At 65.2% G+C, this 15,713-nt stretch carries 15 protein-coding genes and 1 pseudogene; 8 read left to right on the top strand and 8 right to left on the bottom strand.

Annotated elements, in window-relative coordinates:
* Positions 1–11: 11 nt before the first annotated feature.
* The 3 genes from ABID37_RS25500 to ABID37_RS25490 are packed head-to-tail and all read left to right on the top strand — an operon-like array spanning position 12 to position 1,413.
* Positions 12–305 (top strand): YciI-like protein, encoded by a 294-nt coding sequence (locus ABID37_RS25500; RefSeq protein ID WP_354199787.1) that lies wholly within the window; start codon positions 12–14, stop codon positions 303–305.
* Between the two features lie 26 nt (positions 306–331).
* Positions 332–757 (top strand): EVE domain-containing protein, encoded by a 426-nt coding sequence (locus ABID37_RS25495; protein ID WP_354199786.1) that lies wholly within the window; start codon positions 332–334, stop codon positions 755–757.
* Positions 754–1,413 carry a class I SAM-dependent methyltransferase gene (locus ABID37_RS25490; protein WP_354199785.1) on the top strand — a complete coding sequence of 220 codons (660 nt, stop codon included), beginning with the start codon at positions 754–756 and terminating at the stop codon, positions 1,411–1,413. Before ABID37_RS25495 ends, ABID37_RS25490 begins: the two co-directional genes overlap by 4 nt.
* Before the next feature lie 6 nt (positions 1,414–1,419).
* Here ABID37_RS25490 and ABID37_RS25485 read toward each other — a convergent pair whose 3' ends face one another.
* Positions 1,420–2,016 (bottom strand): L,D-transpeptidase family protein, encoded by a 597-nt coding sequence (locus tag ABID37_RS25485; protein ID WP_354199798.1) that lies wholly within the window; start codon positions 2,014–2,016, stop codon positions 1,420–1,422.
* Positions 2,017–2,105: 89 nt separating this feature from the next.
* On the opposite strand from ABID37_RS25485, the gene ABID37_RS25480 reads away from it, so the two are divergent.
* Positions 2,106–2,789 (top strand): response regulator transcription factor, encoded by a 684-nt coding sequence (locus ABID37_RS25480; protein ID WP_354199784.1) that lies wholly within the window; start codon positions 2,106–2,108, stop codon positions 2,787–2,789.
* Positions 2,790–3,004: 215 nt separating this feature from the next.
* Positions 3,005–3,460, top strand: coding sequence for a cyclic nucleotide-binding domain-containing protein (locus ABID37_RS25475; protein WP_354199783.1), 456 nt, complete (start codon positions 3,005–3,007; stop codon positions 3,458–3,460).
* A gap of 113 nt (positions 3,461–3,573) precedes the next feature.
* Here ABID37_RS25475 and ABID37_RS25470 read toward each other — a convergent pair whose 3' ends face one another.
* The 7 genes and pseudogenes from ABID37_RS25470 to tesB form a co-directional block, all read right to left on the bottom strand.
* On the bottom strand, positions 3,574–4,377 hold the full coding sequence (locus ABID37_RS25470) for an exodeoxyribonuclease III (protein WP_354199782.1): 804 nt from the start codon (positions 4,375–4,377) through the stop codon (positions 3,574–3,576).
* 90 nt (positions 4,378–4,467) lie between these two features.
* Positions 4,468–5,148: an outer membrane lipoprotein carrier protein LolA gene (locus tag ABID37_RS25465; protein WP_354199781.1), complete on the bottom strand. Its 681-nt coding sequence runs from the start codon at positions 5,146–5,148 to the stop codon at positions 4,468–4,470.
* A gap of 97 nt (positions 5,149–5,245) precedes the next feature.
* The gene (locus ABID37_RS25460; RefSeq protein ID WP_354199780.1) at positions 5,246–7,906 is read right to left on the bottom strand and encodes a DNA translocase FtsK; all 2,661 of its coding nucleotides are present in this window, start codon (positions 7,904–7,906) and stop codon (positions 5,246–5,248) included.
* 389 nt (positions 7,907–8,295) lie between these two features.
* Positions 8,296–9,438: pseudogene (locus tag ABID37_RS25455) on the bottom strand (porin).
* 411 nt (positions 9,439–9,849) lie between these two features.
* Positions 9,850–11,196 carry an ammonium transporter gene (locus ABID37_RS25450; RefSeq protein ID WP_354199779.1) on the bottom strand — a complete coding sequence of 449 codons (1,347 nt, stop codon included), beginning with the start codon at positions 11,194–11,196 and terminating at the stop codon, positions 9,850–9,852.
* Between the two features lie 31 nt (positions 11,197–11,227).
* A complete protein-coding gene (locus ABID37_RS25445) occupies positions 11,228–11,566 on the bottom strand; it encodes a P-II family nitrogen regulator (protein WP_354199778.1) in 339 nt (112 codons plus the stop codon).
* Between the two features lie 299 nt (positions 11,567–11,865).
* On the bottom strand, positions 11,866–12,732 hold the full coding sequence (gene tesB / locus ABID37_RS25440; protein WP_354199777.1) for an acyl-CoA thioesterase II: 867 nt from the start codon (positions 12,730–12,732) through the stop codon (positions 11,866–11,868).
* A gap of 402 nt (positions 12,733–13,134) precedes the next feature.
* On the opposite strand from tesB, the gene ABID37_RS25435 reads away from it, so the two are divergent.
* The 3 genes from ABID37_RS25435 to ABID37_RS25425 all read left to right on the top strand — a co-directional run bounded on the left by ABID37_RS25435 (position 13,135) and on the right by ABID37_RS25425 (position 15,469).
* Positions 13,135–14,364, top strand: a complete 1,230-nt coding sequence (locus ABID37_RS25435) for a ubiquinone biosynthesis hydroxylase (protein WP_354199776.1) — start codon at positions 13,135–13,137, stop codon at positions 14,362–14,364.
* Positions 14,365–14,406: 42 nt separating this feature from the next.
* Complete coding sequence (locus ABID37_RS25430) at positions 14,407–14,865, top strand: YbaK/EbsC family protein (RefSeq protein ID WP_354199775.1); 459 nt, start codon at positions 14,407–14,409, stop codon at positions 14,863–14,865.
* A 166-nt stretch (positions 14,866–15,031) separates the two neighbouring features.
* On the top strand, positions 15,032–15,469 hold the full coding sequence (locus tag ABID37_RS25425; protein ID WP_354199774.1) for an OsmC family protein: 438 nt from the start codon (positions 15,032–15,034) through the stop codon (positions 15,467–15,469).
* Positions 15,470–15,713 lie beyond the last annotated feature (244 nt).

The following is a 15,713-nucleotide window of genomic DNA, read 5'->3' as shown; positions in this document are numbered from 1 at the left end:
GAGCTTCGAACATGCTGTTCGCACTCATCTGCAAGGACAAGCCGGGCGCGCTGCAAATCCGCCTCGACACCCGCCCCGCCCATCTGGCCTTTCTGGACGAGCTGAACGCCGGCCAGAAGCTCGCCTTCGCCGGGCCCTTCCTCGATGCCGAGGGCAAGCCGGACGGCAGCCTCGTTGTGGTCGAGGCCGCCGACAAGGCCGAGGCGCAAGCCATCGCCGCGCGCGACCCCTATGCCGGCGCCGGCCTGTTCGACAGCGTCGAGGTGCGGGCGTGGAACTGGGTCGTCAACAAGCCGTCGGCCTGACAAGCGGGCATGACAGAGGGGCTGACATGAACTACTGGCTGTTCAAATCCGAGCCGTTCAAATTCTCGCTGGACGACCTGAAGAAGAAGGGCAAGAAGGGCGAGCAATGGGACGGGGTGCGCAACTACGCCGCCCGCAACAACATGCGCGCCATGCAGGTCGGCGATCTCGGCTTCTTCTACCACTCCAATGAGGGGCTGAACGTGGTCGGCATTGTCGAGGTCTGCGCGCTCGCCCATCCCGATACCACCACCGACGATCCGCGCTGGGAATGCGTCGATATCCGCTATGTGCGCGACATGCCCAGCCCGCCGACGCTGGCCGACATCAAGGCCAATCCGAACCTGTCGGAAATGGCGCTGGTGCGCCTTGGCCGGCTGTCCGTACAGCCGGTTACGCCCGAAGAGTGGCAGGAAGTCTGCCGCATGGGCGGCCTCGTCCCCGCGCCATGAAGCTGACGGCGCGGACGGCTGAACGCTTCATCCGCGCCAACACGGCACTGCTTTCACCCCCGCATGTGCCGGAAATCGCCCTGCACCTCGCCGACGAGGCGCATGATCTGTGGCGGCGCACCGAGGAGGAACTGGCCGAGATCGGCCTGCCGCCGCCGTTCTGGGCCTTTGCCTGGGCCGGCGGACAGGGCCTTGCCCGCCATGTCATCGACCATCCGCAAATCGTGCGCGGCAGGACCGTGCTGGATTTCGCTTCCGGCTCCGGCCTCGTCGCCATCGCCGCGGCACGCGCCGGCGCCTCGCGGGTCACAGCCGCCGACATCGATCCGTTCTGCGAGACGGCGATCCGCCTCAATGCCGAAGCCAACGGCGTTTCCATTGCCTTCGACGGTTCCGACCTCATCGGCACGGATGCGGGATGGGACGTGGTGCTGGCCGGCGACGTGTTCTACGAGAAGCCTTTCGCGGACCGGCTGGTGCCGTGGTTCGAAGCGCTCAGGGCACGCGGCGCCGAAATCCTGGTCGGCGACCCCGGCCGCTCCTACCTGCCGAAAACCGGCCTGGAAAAGCGCGCCGTCTACGAAGTGCCGGTGACGCGGGCACTGGAGGACGCCGAGGTCAAGCGCACCACGGTGTGGCGCTTCACCGGCAAGTAGGCGGCCCTAGCGCACCACCTTCAGAATCGTGCGCCGCGACAGATGCGGCAGGAGCCGCGCCATGTCGCGCCGGCTGATGGCCACGCAGCCCTCGGTCGGCGTGTAGCCCGGCCGCGCCAGATGGAAGAAGATGGCGCTGCCGCGGCCGCGCTTGCGCGGCGCGATGTTCCAGTCGAGCACCAGGCAGGCGTCGTAGAGATGATCGGCGCGCCGCATGGTCTCGTGGCTCGCCTTGCAGGGCAGCCGCACCGGGCGGTTGTAGTTGCGGTCCTGCGGCGCGTCGCACCAGCCGAGACCGGCCTCGATCGCCGCCATCGGCAAGCGCGTCCGGCGCGCCGCCGCGAAATGGTCGTTGCGGAAATAGCCGGACAGGATGCGCATTGCGGCCAGCGGCGTCGCGCCGTCGCCTTCGCGCTTGCGGGAGGTGATGCCGCCCTTGCCGAGCGCGCAGGCAAACACCAGCGGACCGGCCTGCAAAAGCCCTTGCGAGGGCTTGCCGGGCCGCGCCCGCACCACCATGGTGGCAAGGCTGCCGGGGAAAGTTTCTGTCGCGGCATTGCGTCCGCGTATTTTCTTGTATGATCTGGCCACGGAACAAATCAGCGTGATCGGCGATTGAAACGGTCACCTTCCGCAAAAAGCCGCATCGGTCAACTGGTGGCCGCAGAGTACCAAGAGCAACGGACTGATCCATGACCTCACGGACCATATTGATTGTCGACGACGACGACGACCTGCGCCAGACGCTGGTGGAGCAACTGTCGCTCTACGAGGAATTCGACGTGCTGCAGGAAGCCAGCGCCGCGCGCGGCATATCGACGGTGCGCAACGGCCTGATAGACCTGCTCATCATGGACATCGGCCTCCCCGACATGGATGGGCGCGAGGCGGTGAAGATGCTGCGCAAGGGCGGCTTCAAGGCGCCCATCATCATGCTGACGGGCCACGACACCGATTCCGACACCATTCTGGGGCTGGAAGCCGGCGCCAACGACTATGTGACCAAGCCGTTCCGTTTCGCGGTGCTTCTGGCCCGCATCCGCGCCCAGCTTCGCCAGCACGAGCAGAGCGAGGATGCCACCTTCTCGGTCGGCCCCTACACCTTCAAGCCCAGCCAGAAGCTGCTCATCGACCAGCGCGGCGGCAAGATCAGGCTGACCGAGAAGGAAGCCGCGATCATCAAATATCTCTACCGCGCCGACCAGAAGGTCGTCACCCGCGACGTGCTGCTGGAAGAGGTGTGGGGCTACAATTCCGGCGTCACCACCCACACGCTGGAAACCCATGTCTATCGCCTGCGCCAGAAGATCGAGCGCGACCCGTCCAATGCCGAGATTCTCGTCACCGAAAGTGGAGGCTACAAGCTGGTTCCTTAATCAATTTGGAGCATGATCCCCGAAAAGTTGCAGACTTTTCGCGCAAGATCATGTGTCAAAAACAAAAACTTGGGGTGAGGTGGCGATTCAAGGAAAAAGTCGTCTTTGTGCGCCCGAAAGGACGCACGGCGCTCTAAGGTGTACTAACCGATAACGATTCGGGGCGGGTCGTCTGGAGAAGGGGAAAACGGCCTGTCGATACGGGGACATAGCTGATGGCGCTGGATGATGACATCCGCATCCTGTCTGGCGTGGAGCTTTTTGCGGATTTCACGCGGGAACAGTTGCGCCTGCTCGCCTTCGGTGCCGAGACGACGGCGTTGCAGGCCGAGCGCAAGCTCTACCGCGAGGCGGACGAGGCCGACTGCGCCTATATCGTCATCTCCGGCCGCGTGGCCCTCTATCACGAGGACGATCCCGACCGCACCCCGATTGCCGTGGCCGGCGCGGGGGAGATCCTCGGCGAGATGGCGCTGATCGCCGACACGCGCCGCATGACCAGCGCCTATACCCAGGCCGACACGCAGGTGCTGCGGCTCAACCGCCCCATGTTCCGCCGCATCCTGGAGGAATATCCGGACGTCGCCGTGCATCTGCACGGCCGCATCCTCGACCGCTTCAAGCGGCTGGTCGCACGGATAGAGGGCATGGCCCCCCGCTTCGACGACTGACCCTTGCCAGTCTCGGCCAAGGGAGCGAAGCGAGCGCGAGCCGGGATCCATGCCGGAACCTTCAAACAGGGCAAACGGCTACAGAAAGCCTGCGCCCCCGAAATCCGGCCCTGTCAGAGATCGAACCGCGCAATCACCGGCACATGGTCGGACGGCCGCTCCCAGCCGCGGGCCTCGCGCAGGATCTCGTAGCCGGCGAAATAGGGCACCAGGTTGGACGACGACCACACATGGTCGAGGCGCCGGCCGCGATCCGAGACCTCCCAGTCGCGCGCCCGGTAGCTCCACCAGGTGTAGAGCTTCTGCTCATAGGGAATGCCGTGGCGCATCAGGTCGACCCACTCGCCGGCCTCGCGCATCGCCTCGAAGCTGGTCGTCTCGACCGGCGTGTGGCTGACCACCTTGAGCAATTGCTTATGCGACCAGACATCGTGCTCCAGCGGCGCGATGTTGAGGTCGCCGACCAGGATGGAACCCGACACCTCGTCATGGGCGGCGCGGATGGCGCGCATTTCCTCGACGAAGTCGAGCTTGTGCCGGAACTTGCGGTTGATCTCGGGATCGGGCTCGTCGCCGCCGGCCGGCACGTAGAAATTGTGCAGCAGGATCTTCCGCGATCCGGCATCGAGCGTCACCGAGACATGGCGGCTGTCCTCGATCTCGCAGAAGCGCCGCTTCTCCACGATCTCCAACGGCCGCCGCGCGATGGTGGCGACGCCGTGATAGCCCTTCTGGCCATGGATGGCGAAATGCTCATAGCCGAGCTTGCGGAAAGGCTTGAGCGGAAACAGGTCGTCCGGGCACTTGGTTTCCTGCAGGCACAGCACGTCCGGCTGGTACCGCTCCAGGAAATGCTCGACCAGCGGCATGCGCAGGCGCACGGAGTTGATGTTCCAGGTGGCAAGGGCGAACGACATGGCGCGGACCATGTCAGCGCCGCGGCCCAAAAACAAGCCGGGGCGCGCTTTGCCGCACGCCCCGTCACAATTTCCACAGGTGCTGCCGCCTTACGGACCCTTGCTGTTGAGCACGCGGTTGGCGCGATAGTCGATGGCGAAGGTGTCGGCGGCGAAGCGCACGCCTTCCTGCACGTTGAAGATCATCACCGTGGTGTCCTTGCCCTGCGCATCGGTGATGGTCCACTGGCGCAGTTCATAGGTCTTCGGATCGAACATCATGGTGATCATGGCATTGCCGAACACCGATTTGTCGGCAAGCTGGATGGTGGTGAGGTCGTCTTCCTGCTTGACGCTCCGGACCTTGTCGCCCGACAGGTCGATGCGGTTGTCGAGCAGCAGCTTGAGCGGCGTCTTCGACAGCGGATAGAGGTCGGAGGTGCGCAGCTTCTGGTTGAGGATGACCACCGACTTGCCGTCGGCGATCACCCGGAACTTCGAGGCCCCCTCATAGTTGAAGCGAATCTTGCCCGGCCGTTCGAGGAAGAACTTGCCGCCGGTCTGTTCGCCCTTGGGGCCGAACTGCACGAACTCGCCCGCCATCGACTTCACCGACGAGAAATGGTCGGCGATGCGTTGCGCCGCCTCGGGAACGGCGGCCTGGGCCGAAGCGAGCAGATGGAAGCCGGGCACGACATTGAGCGCGGCGGCGCCGGCGAACGCCAGTCCGAGTCCAAGAAACTGGCGGCGCGAGGGAGTGCTGTCGGCAATCGCGGCAAAGGTCTGTTTCATCGTTCGTCTCGCTCTCGTCTCGTCTGCCCTTCGAAATTCCGTATCTGCTTTCAGTTGGGCTTAAGTTTGACCGGGCCGGAAAGTTCCATGAAGCTGGTCAGAACTTGTCCTCCTCGGTCGGCACCAGGATCTCGCGCTTGCCGGCATGGTTGGCCGGCCCGACGATCCCCTCCTGCTCCATGCGCTCGATGATCGAGGCGGCACGGTTGTAGCCGATGCCGAGACGACGCTGGATGTAGGAGGTCGAAGCCTTGCCGTCGCGCAGCACCACCGCCACAGCCTGGTCGTAGGGATCGTCCGAATCCTCGAAATTGCCGCCGCCGCCCGAGCCGCCCTTGCCGGAAAGCTCGTCGTCGTCCTCGTCGTCCTCGGTGATGGCATCGAGATATTGCGGCACGCCCTGAAGCTTGAGGTGGCCCACCACCTTCTCGACCTCGTCGTCGGAGACGAAGGGGCCGTGCACGCGCTGGATGCGGCCGCCGCCGGCCATGTAGAGCATGTCGCCCATGCCCAGGAGCTGTTCCGCGCCCTGTTCGCCGAGGATGGTGCGGCTGTCGATCTTCGACGTCACCTGGAAGGAGATGCGGGTCGGGAAATTGGCCTTGATGGTGCCGGTGATGACATCCACCGACGGGCGCTGCGTGGCCATGATGACGTGGATGCCGGCGGCGCGCGCCATCTGCGCCAGCCGCTGCACCGCGCCTTCGATGTCCTTGCCGGCGACCATCATCAGGTCGGCCATCTCGTCGATGATGACGACGATATAGGGCATCGGTTCGAGGTCGAGATGCTCGGTCTCGTAGATCGCCTCGCCGGTCTCTCGGTCGAAGCCGGTCTGCACCGTGCGGGTGATCTGCTCGCCCTTCTTCTGCGCCTGGCCGACGCGGGCATTGAAGCCGTCGATGTTGCGCACGCCGAGCTTGGACATCTTGCGGTAGCGGTCTTCCATCTCCCGCACCGTCCATTTCAGGGCGACCACCGCCTTCTTCGGGTCGGTGACCACCGGGGTCAGCAGATGCGGGATGCCGTCATAGACCGACAATTCCAGCATCTTCGGGTCGATCATGATCAGGCGGCACTGCTCCGGCGTCATTCGGTAGAGCAGCGACAGGATCATGGTGTTGATGGCGACCGACTTGCCCGAGCCGGTGGTGCCGGCGACCAGCACATGCGGCATCTTGGCGATATCGACGATCACCGCCTCGCCGTTGATGGTCTTGCCGAGCGCCAGCGCCAGCTTGGCCTTGCTGGTCTCGAAATCGCGGCTGGCGAGGATTTCGCGCAGGTAGACCGTCTCGCGCCGCGAATTCGGCAGCTCGATGCCGATGGCGTTGCGGCCCGGCACCACGGCGACGCGCGCGGCGATGGCGCTCATCGAGCGGGCGATGTCGTCGGCCAGGCCGATGACGCGGCTCGACTTGATGCCCGGCGCCGGCTCCAGTTCGTACAGCGTGACCACCGGACCGGGCCGAACCTGGATGATCTCGCCCTTGACGCCGAAATCCTCCAGCACGCCTTCCAAAAGGCGCGCGTTCTGCTCCAGCGCATCCGCCGACAGGCTGGGGTCGCGCACCACATTGGGCGGGTTGGACAGGAAATGCAGCGACGGCATTTCAAAGGCGTGCGAGCCGATCAGCGAGGTCTGCGCCTCGCGCTGCACGCGCGCCCCGGGCGCCGGCCGGGGAGCAGGCGCCGCCACCCGCGCAGCCCCTTCCGGCGAGCGGAAGGGCTGGACATGGGTGGCCTGCCCCGGGGCGGGCGGCACGTCATCGAAATAGTGGTCGCCTTCGTCGCCATCGTCGAAGAAATCGCCGTCATGCGGATCGAGCGAGGGCGCGCGCTGCTGCTTGACCATCTCGGCGAAGAATTCGGGCTCGACGCGGGCGCGGCCGCCATGGCTCATGCGCATTTCTTCCAGCTCGGCCGATTCGACCCGTTCCGCCGCCTGGCGCCAGGCGCTGGCGCGCGGCTGCATCGGCGGCTCGGGATAGTCGTCATGCGCGGCGCGCTTCGGCGCATGACGGTGCATCCACGCCCGGGCCGACAGCCACCAATGGGCGAGCACGCCCAGCAGCAGGCTGCCGCGCCCGTCCTCCTCGTCCTCGTCCTTCTCGAACAGGACCGAATCGGCATCGGCCACCTCTTCCTCGTCGTCGGGTTCCATGACGGCGAAGCCGTTGCGGCGCGCGATCAGGGCCGAGCCATAGGCGAACAGCCACAGCGCCGGCGCCGCCAGCACGATGGCGATGCCCGTCGCGAACAACCCGCTCGGATAGCCGCCGATGAACATGCCGGGAATTTTCAGGACCATGTCGCCGAACACGCCGCCGAGGCCGGTCGGCAGCGGCCAGGTCGGCGGCGGGGTGACGCAGCCGGCCATGGCAGCGGCAAGCAGGGAGAAGCCGAACCAGCCGAGCGCCCGCTTCGGCAGGCGGTCGACGCCGCGGGCGGAAAACAGAAGAAAGCCCCAGACCACGGCCGGCACCAGCCCCGCGACGGCTGCCAGGCCGAAGAACTGCATGGCGAGATCGGAGAACACCGCGCCCGCATAGCCCATGGCGTTGGTGACTTCATTGTCGGTGGCATGGCTGAAGCTGGGATCGGCGACGTTCCACGTCGCCAGGCTGGCGACGCCGAAGGCGACAAAGCAAAACAGCGCGATTCCCGTGGCCCGGCCGGCCTGCCGGCGCGCGAATGCCTGCAAGCCGCCATAGGCCGGTTCTTCCAGCGCAAGCCGTGCGGTAGCCCCTGAACGCATGAATTGATCCTCATCGGTCGCGATGCGCCGGCATGACTGCCGGACAGACTCTGAGGCTCAAACTAGCGAGGGGATGGTTAAAGCCGCATTAACCATGCAGCGCGGACTGCGGAGAAGACGCCTTTGAGAGGCCCCATCTCCTATCGGCCCCCTTGTAAGGAGGGATCAGGGGACAGCACAGATGACGACGGGTAAAGGCTCCTCACCGTCTCGCTACGCTCGGCACCTCTTCCCCGAGGAAGGAACTTAAGCTGGAAAAACGCCCATGCCAATTCTTCTTCCTCGCGAAGGAAGATAGCCAAGAAGCAGCCGGAGAGAGAAAGGCGACAAAAAAGAAAGAACCCGGCAGTTGCCTGCCGGGTTCTTCTGTTCAGACGGTAAGACCGATCTTAGAACGAACGCTGGAAGCGGAGGTAACCGCCCCAACCGTCCTGCTTGCCACCGACCTTGTCGCCGTTGATGTCACGCGCGTAACCAGATTCGTACACAACTTCCGGACGAATGTTGAAGCCGGGAACGAGCTCGTAGTTCACGCCAACAGCAGCACCGAAGTTCTCATGATCGTCATAGGCGAGCTGGACGTCCAGCGCAGCCTTCTCATTGAACTGATACTTGCCGCCGCCCCAGACAGCCCAGTCGCCGCCCCAGACACCATAGTAGCTGGGCTTGGCGAGCGTCGTGGCAGTGCCGAGAGCCCAAGCGCGATCGAAATCGTAGTCCTGATAACCGGCCATCACCCAGAGGCTCAGAGCTTCGTTGACGTTGAAGTCAACACGCAGCTTGGCGGCAATCTCACCCCAGACGGAGTCGTAACCGATGACGCCCGAGATCTTGCCCCAGCCCTGCGTGAACGAGGCGCCAGCCACGACATGCGGGACGTAGGAGTCGATCGTGTAGGCTTCGCCCTTGCCTTCTTCCACGCCGACCGTGGCGGAGAAGCCGTTGCCGGCATCGAAGGTGTAGGCGATCAGGTGGGTCTTGCCGGGGGTGTAGTTGACGCCGATGTCGTCGTTGATGACGGAGCCGGCCGAGTCGGTCAGCGTCTCGAACAGCGAGTCGGTGTAGGCGATAGTCAGGCCACCGAGCTGGATGATGGCGTGCTCAAGCTCCCAGCCCTGATTGATGTCCGTGAAGTCATCGGCATTCACGAAAGAATCACGCTGGAAATAGGTGGAGATGAAGCCACGCAGGGTGCCATACTCGGTCTCCGAACGGGCGTCGAAGGTGAGCTGAGCGCGCATGCGCTTGAAGTAGGTGTCGTTGTAATCTTCAATGCCGTTGTAGAGATCTTTCTTGTCCAGCCCTTCCAGACCCAGCACATCACCCACGCCAATGTCGTAACGCAGATAGCCGCCGACCTTGAGGCAGGTCTCGGTGCCCGGGATGTAGAAGTAGCCAGCGCCGTAAACGTCGCAGATGCGGACGTATTCAGCGGGTTCCGGCTAGGCCACGACAATAGCGTCGGCGGCGCGCGCACCGGAGACTGCGACGAGAGCCGCAGCGGAGCCGAGAAGAAGGCTCTTGATGTTCATTTTCTGACCTCCAGTCAAAAGTTCAAAAACGGGTCTGGGCTATTCTTTGCTGAAGGACAGCGTTCCCTGCCCCATCCCCACTACTGAAAAAGACGCGCACCGCGCCTCTCCTTCGAAACCGACATTACCCATCGGGCCGCCGCGTTCAACAACGAACGCAACCCATGACAACCTCTGCGGCTGCTATCCGAAAGGTGTGTTGCAGAAACGCCACGATTTTGCCGGGCGCGGAAACCACTTGTTAACCATCGCGGGCTTGCGTGGGGAAAATCCGGGCGGCCGAGGCCTCGAATCGGACCGGAATCAGCAAAAAAAGAAGGGCCGGACGAGCCGGCCCCGAAGAACGCCGCGACACGATCGCGACTCACCCACTTCTTTGTGCTCCCTTCCGGGATGTTCCCCTGTGGTGGTTTATGAGTGATAGGCCACCTCGCCATGGGCGCTGATGTCCAGCCCCTGCCGTTCGTCTTCCGGCCTGGGCCGCAGCCCGATGATCATGTCGACCACCTTGTAGAGTATGGCCGAAACGACGCCGCACCAGACGATCGTGACCAGAACGGCTAGGATCTGCGTCCACACCTGCCCGGCCATGGTCACGCCTTCCGCATAGCCGACGCCGCCGAGCGAGGAGGAGGCGAGGAAGCCGGTGCCGATGGCCCCGACAAGGCCGCCGATGCCGTGCACGCCGAACACGTCGAGCGAATCGTCATAGCCGAGCCTGATCTTGACGACGGCGACGAACCAGTAGCAGACGGCCGAGGCCACCGCGCCGAGCACGATGGCGCCCACCGGACCGACGAATCCGGCTGCGGGCGTCACCGCCACCAGGCCGGCGATGATGCCGGAGGCCGCGCCCAGCATCGAGGCCTTGCCGCGCGCCAGCGTTTCCACGACCGCCCAGGAGATCGCCGCGCCGGCGGTGGCCGTCAGCGTGTTGATCATGGCCAGCGCCGCGGTGCCGTTGGCGGCCAGCGCCGAGCCGGCGTTGAAGCCGAACCAGCCCACCCACAGGATCGAGGCGCCGATCATGGTCAGCGGCAGCGAATGCGGGGCCATGTTGTCACGGCCGTAGCCGTCGCGCTTGCCGACCATCAGCGCCCCCACCAGCGCCGCCACGCCGGCATTGATGTGGACCACCGTGCCGCCGGCGAAGTCGAGCGCGCCCCAGCCGAAGATCAGGCCGCTGGAATCCCAGACCATATGGGCGATCGGGAAATAGACGAGGCTCACCCACAGCACCACGAACAAAAGCAGGGCGGAGAATTTGATCCGCTCGGCGAAGGCGCCGACGATCAGCGCCGGAGTGATGCAGGCGAAGGTCATCTGGAAGCAGGCGAAGACCAGTTCCGGGATACTGCCCGATTCCGATTCGGGTCCGACACCGACGAGGAACAGCTTGCCGAGCCCGCCCCAATAGGGGCTGGTGCCGCCGCCGAAGGCAAAGGAATAGCCCCACAGCACCCACACCACGATGACCGTGGCGGTGATCATGGTGCACTGCATGAGCACCGACAGCACGTTCTTGGCCCGCACCAGGCCGCCATAGAACAGCGCGAGGCCGGGCAGGATCATGAACAGGACGAGGATGGTGGACACCAGCATCCAGGCAGTGTCGCCGCTGTCGAGCCCAGAGGTCGGGATGGCGGCAGGGGCGGCCGCCTCGGGCGCGGCCTCCTGCGCCGACGCCGCCAGCGCGAGGGCCGGCAGGACGAGCGGGGCCAGAACGCCCGCACGGCCGAAAGTGGAAGGAAACTTCATTGATCTCTCCATAGTGAATCGCCGCGCCCGCTCACAAGGCGTCGGTGTCGGTTTCGCCGGTGCGGATGCGCACGGCCTGATCGATGCCGAAGACGAAGATCTTGCCATCGCCGATCTGGCCCGTGCGGGCAGCGGCGCGGATGGCCTCGACGGCCTTGTCGGCAAGGTCGCCGGCGACCGCGACCTCGATCTTGAGTTTCGGCAGGAAGCTCACGGCATATTCGGCGCCGCGATAGATTTCGGTATGCCCCTTCTGGCGCCCGTAGCCCTTGACCTCGGTGACGGTCAGACCCTCGATGCCAAGCGCCGTCAGCGCCTCGCGCACCTCGTCGAGCTTGAACGGCTTGATGACAGCCATCACGATTTTCATCAGCTTCACCCTCTGCTGGCACCGGCCCGACGCGGGCCGGCGGCACAAAGGGCCAATCAAGCTCCGTGCCAATTGCGCGGACGGAAGCTCAAGCTGCTGATTTCAAACGGATAAAATTTTCCACCCGGCGCCCATGACGCCGATGGGCATACGGCGTTAGCCTAAATTTTAGGCAGATTCGTCGACATGCACAGAATCAAGGCTGATGCGACAGCCGGTGTCCCCTCACGGCCGGGCTGCAAAGGCGCCGGCACAGCGGCCAGCCTCCCCTACTGCCCTATTCCCCTGCTCCCTTACCCCTACCCCCTCCGCAACCGAATCAGCCCCTCCTGCGCCACCGAGGCGATCAGCGTGCCGTCGCGGGCGAACAGCGCGCCGCGGGTGAAGCCGCGCGCGCCCTGCGTCGAGGGGCTGTCCTGCGTGTAGAGGATCCAGTCGTCCAGCGCGTTGGGCCGGTGGAACCACATGGCATGGTCGAGGCTGGCCGCCTGGATGTCGCGGTCGAAGACGGCGCGGCCATGGGCGAAGGTGGAGGTGTCGAGCAGCGTCATGTCGGACAGATAGGCCAGCACCGCCGATTGCAGGGCGCGGTCGGCCGGCACCGGCCCGCTGGTGCGGATCCAGATGTTCTGCTTCGGCTCCAGCTTCTCGCGGCTCGTATAGTGCTTGAGCATCACCGGCTTCATCTCCACCGGGCGCGGGCGCTCCCAGTAGCGGCGGATGCCTTCCGGCACGTTCTCGCCGAACCGGCCGATCAGCTCCTTCTGCGACATCAGCGTGTCCGGCTCGGGCACGTCGAGCGGCATCGGCACCTGATGCTCCAGCCCCTCCTCGTCATGCTGGAACGAGGCTTCCAGCGAAAAGATGGCGTGGCCGTGCTGGATGGCCACCACGCGCCGCGTGGTGAAGGAGCCGCCGTCGCGGATGCGGTCGACTTCGTAGACGATCGGCAGCTTGGTGTCGCCCGGACGCATGAAATAGCCGTGCAGCGAATGCACATGCCGGTCCGGCTCGACCGTGCGCTGGGCGGCGACCAGCGCCTGGGCGATGGTCTGGCCGCCGAACACGCGCTGCCAGTCGCTTTCCGGGCTGCGGCCCCGGAACAGATTGTGCTCCAGTTGCTCGAGGTCGAGGATGGAAAGAAGCTCGTCCATGGCCGCCGTCATGATTCACGCCTTTTCGCAATCAGGATGAAGCCGGTTTCGAACAGCCATGGCGGCCCGTCAAGTGGAGGCAAGGCTAATGGCTTACAGGACAGGGGATGCCATGTCGCTTTCTTCGCGGTTCGCCTCGGTTTCTCCCTGGGTGTGATCCCCACCCCTGCCCCCTCCCCACAAGGGGCGGGGGACGATTGCATCATCGCCGCAGACCAAACGGGCGATGTTTGATCCGGCAGGGCCGCTGCCGGATTCGCCTCCCCCCTTGTGGAGAGAGGTCAGGGAGGGAGATAACCTTCGCAAAAGAATGCAGACCGGCCTGAATGATACCGATATTCAGAGGAATAATTCCCAACAGGCGGGCTGCATTTGGTAGGTATGGGTAAAAGACAGCCGCAGCAGGAGCCGGGAATGCCCGATCAATCATCGAAACTCGACGTGCTGATCGCCGGTGCCGGCTATGTCGGGCTGGCCAGCGCCGTCTCGATCAAGCAGGCAAGGCCGAGCCTCGCGGTGGCGGTGGTCGACGCCGCCCCGCCGGATGTGTGGCAGAAGGACGGCCGCGCCTCGGCCATCGCCGCCGCCGCCTGCCGCATGCTGGAGCAGCTCGACATCTGGCACTGCATCGAGCCGGAGGCGCAGGCGATCACCGAAATGATCATCACCGATTCGCGCACCGGCGACCCGGTGCGGCCGGTGTTCCTCACCTTCGACGGCGAGGTGGCGCCGGGCGAGCCCTTCGCCCACATGATCGCCAATCGCGACCTCAACCGCGCCCTGCGCGAGCGCGCCGCCGAACTCGGCATCGACATCATCCAGGGCGTCGGCGTGCAGGGCTTCGAGACCGACGGCGGCGGCATCACCGTGCATCTGGCCGACGGCGCGACGCTGCGCGCCCGCCTTCTGGTGGCGGCCGACGGCGTGCGCTCGAAGCTGCGCGACATGGCTGGCATCAAGACCGTGCACTGGGACTATGGCCAGTCCGGCATCGTCTGCACCGTGGCGCATGAGCGCCCGCACAACGGCCGCGCGGTGGAGCATTTCTTCCCGGCCGGGCCTTTCGCCATACTGCCCTTGAAGGGCAACCGCTCGTCGCTGGTGTGGGCCGAGCGCACCGAGGAGGCCGAGCGGCTCGTCAAGGGCGACGAGATGATCTTCGAGGCCGAGCTGGAGCGCCGCTTCGGGCTGGAGCTGGGCGAGATCCGCGTCGAGGACAAGCCCCGCGCCTGGCCTCTCGGCCTCACCCTGTCGCGCAGCTTCGTCGCGCCGCGCGTGGCGCTGGCCGGCGACGCCGCCCACGGCATCCACCCCATCGCCGGCCAGGGGCTCAACCTCGGCTTCAAGGACGTGGCGGCACTGGCCGAGGTGATCGTCGAGGCCGACCGGCTGGGCCAGGACATCGGCGCCCTCGACGTGCTGGAGCGCTACCAGCAATGGCGCCGCTTCGACACGGTGCAGATGGGCGTGACCACCGATGTGCTGACGCGGCTGTTCTCCAACGACGTCGCGCCCGTGCGCGCGGCGCGCGACTTCGGCCTCGGCCTCGTCGAGCGCCTGCCGCGCCTGAAGGATTTCTTCATCCGCCAGGCGGCCGGCCTGTCCGGCAACACGCCGCGGCTGTTGAAGGGCGAGCCGATCTGAACTGATTTTCCATCCAGTCCTGCTGTTTTAGGAGGTGGCCACATGAGCCTCGATACCGTACGCGCCTTCTTCAAGGCCCATGCTCCCGACCTTGAAGTCATCGTCACCGACCGAAGTTCGGCGACGGTGGCGCTGGCGGCCGAGGCGCATGGCGTGGAGCCGGCGCAGATCGCCAAGACCATCTGCCTCAGGGCCGGCGAGCAGCCCATGCTGATCGTGGCCGGAGGGCTGGCGCGCATCGACAACCGCAAGTTCCGCGACCAGTTCGGGGCCAAGGCGCGCATGCTGGAGGCCGAGCAGGTGACGGAACTGACCAGCCACCCCATCGGCGGCGTCTGCCCGTTCGGGCTGCCCGCGCCGCTGCCGATCTATTGCGACGTCTCGTTGCGCGCCTTCGACGAGGTGGTGCCGGCCGCAGGCGCCACCAATGCGGCAGTGCGCGTACCGACCGAACGGCTCGCGACGCTTACCGGCGCCGAATGGGTCGACGTGTGCCAATAGACCCTGGTCCCGAAAAGCGGGAACCGGCTTTGGGGATCGCTGTACGGCATTCGACCTGGCTGCATCTGTTTCAATCCAGCCGCCACTTGTCTTTCCGTTCGGGCGAAGCGCACTATCTCTTCCATCGTGCAGGCACCGCCTGCCGTCTGCCAAGAAGGAGACCGTCATGAACCGTCACGCAACCGCCGTCTGGAAAGGCACCCTGACCGAAGGCTCCGGCACGCTCGATGTGCAAAGCGGCGCCTTTGCCAGGCAGCCCTATTCCTTCAAGGGTCGTTTCCAGGACGAGGCCGGCAAGTCGGGCACCAATCCCGAGGAGCTGATTGCGGCCGCTCATGCCGGCTGTTTCGCCATGCAGCTTTCCCATTTCCTGGCCGAGAACGGCACGCCGGCCGAAGAGCTGGATGCGCAGGCCGTCGTCACCTACGGCCCGGCGGCCGGCGGCGGTTTCGAGATCACCGAAAGCGCCCTGAAGCTGACCGGCAAGGTGCCCGGCATCGACGAGGCAAAATTCAAGGAGCTTGCCGAGCAGGCCAAGGCCGGCTGCCCCGTCTCCAAGGCGCTCGGCGCCATCAAGGTGACACTCGACGCCAAGCTCGCCTGAAGCCGCTGTCATCTCGTCATCCCGGCCAAGGGAGCGTCAGCGACCGCGAGCCGGGATCCATGCCGGTCGGGTGACGGTTGGTCGCTGTTCTGGCCGGCAAGGTCGTGGAAGGGATCCCGGACAGCCTGCCTTCGCTTCGCTCATGCAGACTTCCGGGATTGTTTGATCGATATGGGGTAGGTTGAGCAGCGAGGCTGCGGGCCTGCAAACCCGCAGCCTCGGCGGCAGGCGACCGGTTCCGGGA

The sequence above is a fragment of the Aquamicrobium terrae genome (assembly GCF_040545735.1).
GTDB classification, from domain to species: Bacteria; Pseudomonadota; Alphaproteobacteria; order Rhizobiales; family Rhizobiaceae; genus Mesorhizobium; species Mesorhizobium terrae_A.
The sequence above is the reverse complement of the archived record's forward strand: the minus strand, read 5'-3'. Positions and strand labels throughout refer to the sequence as shown.

What these genes read in the sequence shown, in the direction of transcription:
- ABID37_RS25500 (WP_354199787.1), top strand. Translation starts at nt 12, where the DNA reads ATGCTGTTCGCACTCATCTGCAAGGACAAGCCGGGCGCGCTGCAAATC.
- ABID37_RS25495 (WP_354199786.1), top strand. Translation starts at nt 332, where the DNA reads ATGAACTACTGGCTGTTCAAATCCGAGCCGTTCAAATTCTCGCTGGAC.
- ABID37_RS25490 (WP_354199785.1), top strand. Translation starts at nt 754, where the DNA reads ATGAAGCTGACGGCGCGGACGGCTGAACGCTTCATCCGCGCCAACACG.
- ABID37_RS25480 (WP_354199784.1), top strand. Translation starts at nt 2,106, where the DNA reads ATGACCTCACGGACCATATTGATTGTCGACGACGACGACGACCTGCGC.
- ABID37_RS25475 (WP_354199783.1), top strand. Translation starts at nt 3,005, where the DNA reads ATGGCGCTGGATGATGACATCCGCATCCTGTCTGGCGTGGAGCTTTTT.
- ABID37_RS25470 (WP_354199782.1), bottom strand. Translation starts at nt 4,377, where the DNA reads ATGTCGTTCGCCCTTGCCACCTGGAACATCAACTCCGTGCGCCTGCGC.
- ABID37_RS25465 (WP_354199781.1), bottom strand. Translation starts at nt 5,148, where the DNA reads ATGAAACAGACCTTTGCCGCGATTGCCGACAGCACTCCCTCGCGCCGC.
- ABID37_RS25460 (WP_354199780.1), bottom strand. Translation starts at nt 7,906, where the DNA reads ATGCGTTCAGGGGCTACCGCACGGCTTGCGCTGGAAGAACCGGCCTAT.
- ABID37_RS25450 (WP_354199779.1), bottom strand. Translation starts at nt 11,196, where the DNA reads ATGAAGTTTCCTTCCACTTTCGGCCGTGCGGGCGTTCTGGCCCCGCTC.
- ABID37_RS25445 (WP_354199778.1), bottom strand. Translation starts at nt 11,566, where the DNA reads ATGAAAATCGTGATGGCTGTCATCAAGCCGTTCAAGCTCGACGAGGTG.
- tesB (WP_354199777.1), bottom strand. Translation starts at nt 12,732, where the DNA reads ATGACGGCGGCCATGGACGAGCTTCTTTCCATCCTCGACCTCGAGCAA.
- ABID37_RS25435 (WP_354199776.1), top strand. Translation starts at nt 13,135, where the DNA reads ATGCCCGATCAATCATCGAAACTCGACGTGCTGATCGCCGGTGCCGGC.
- ABID37_RS25430 (WP_354199775.1), top strand. Translation starts at nt 14,407, where the DNA reads ATGAGCCTCGATACCGTACGCGCCTTCTTCAAGGCCCATGCTCCCGAC.
- ABID37_RS25425 (WP_354199774.1), top strand. Translation starts at nt 15,032, where the DNA reads ATGAACCGTCACGCAACCGCCGTCTGGAAAGGCACCCTGACCGAAGGC.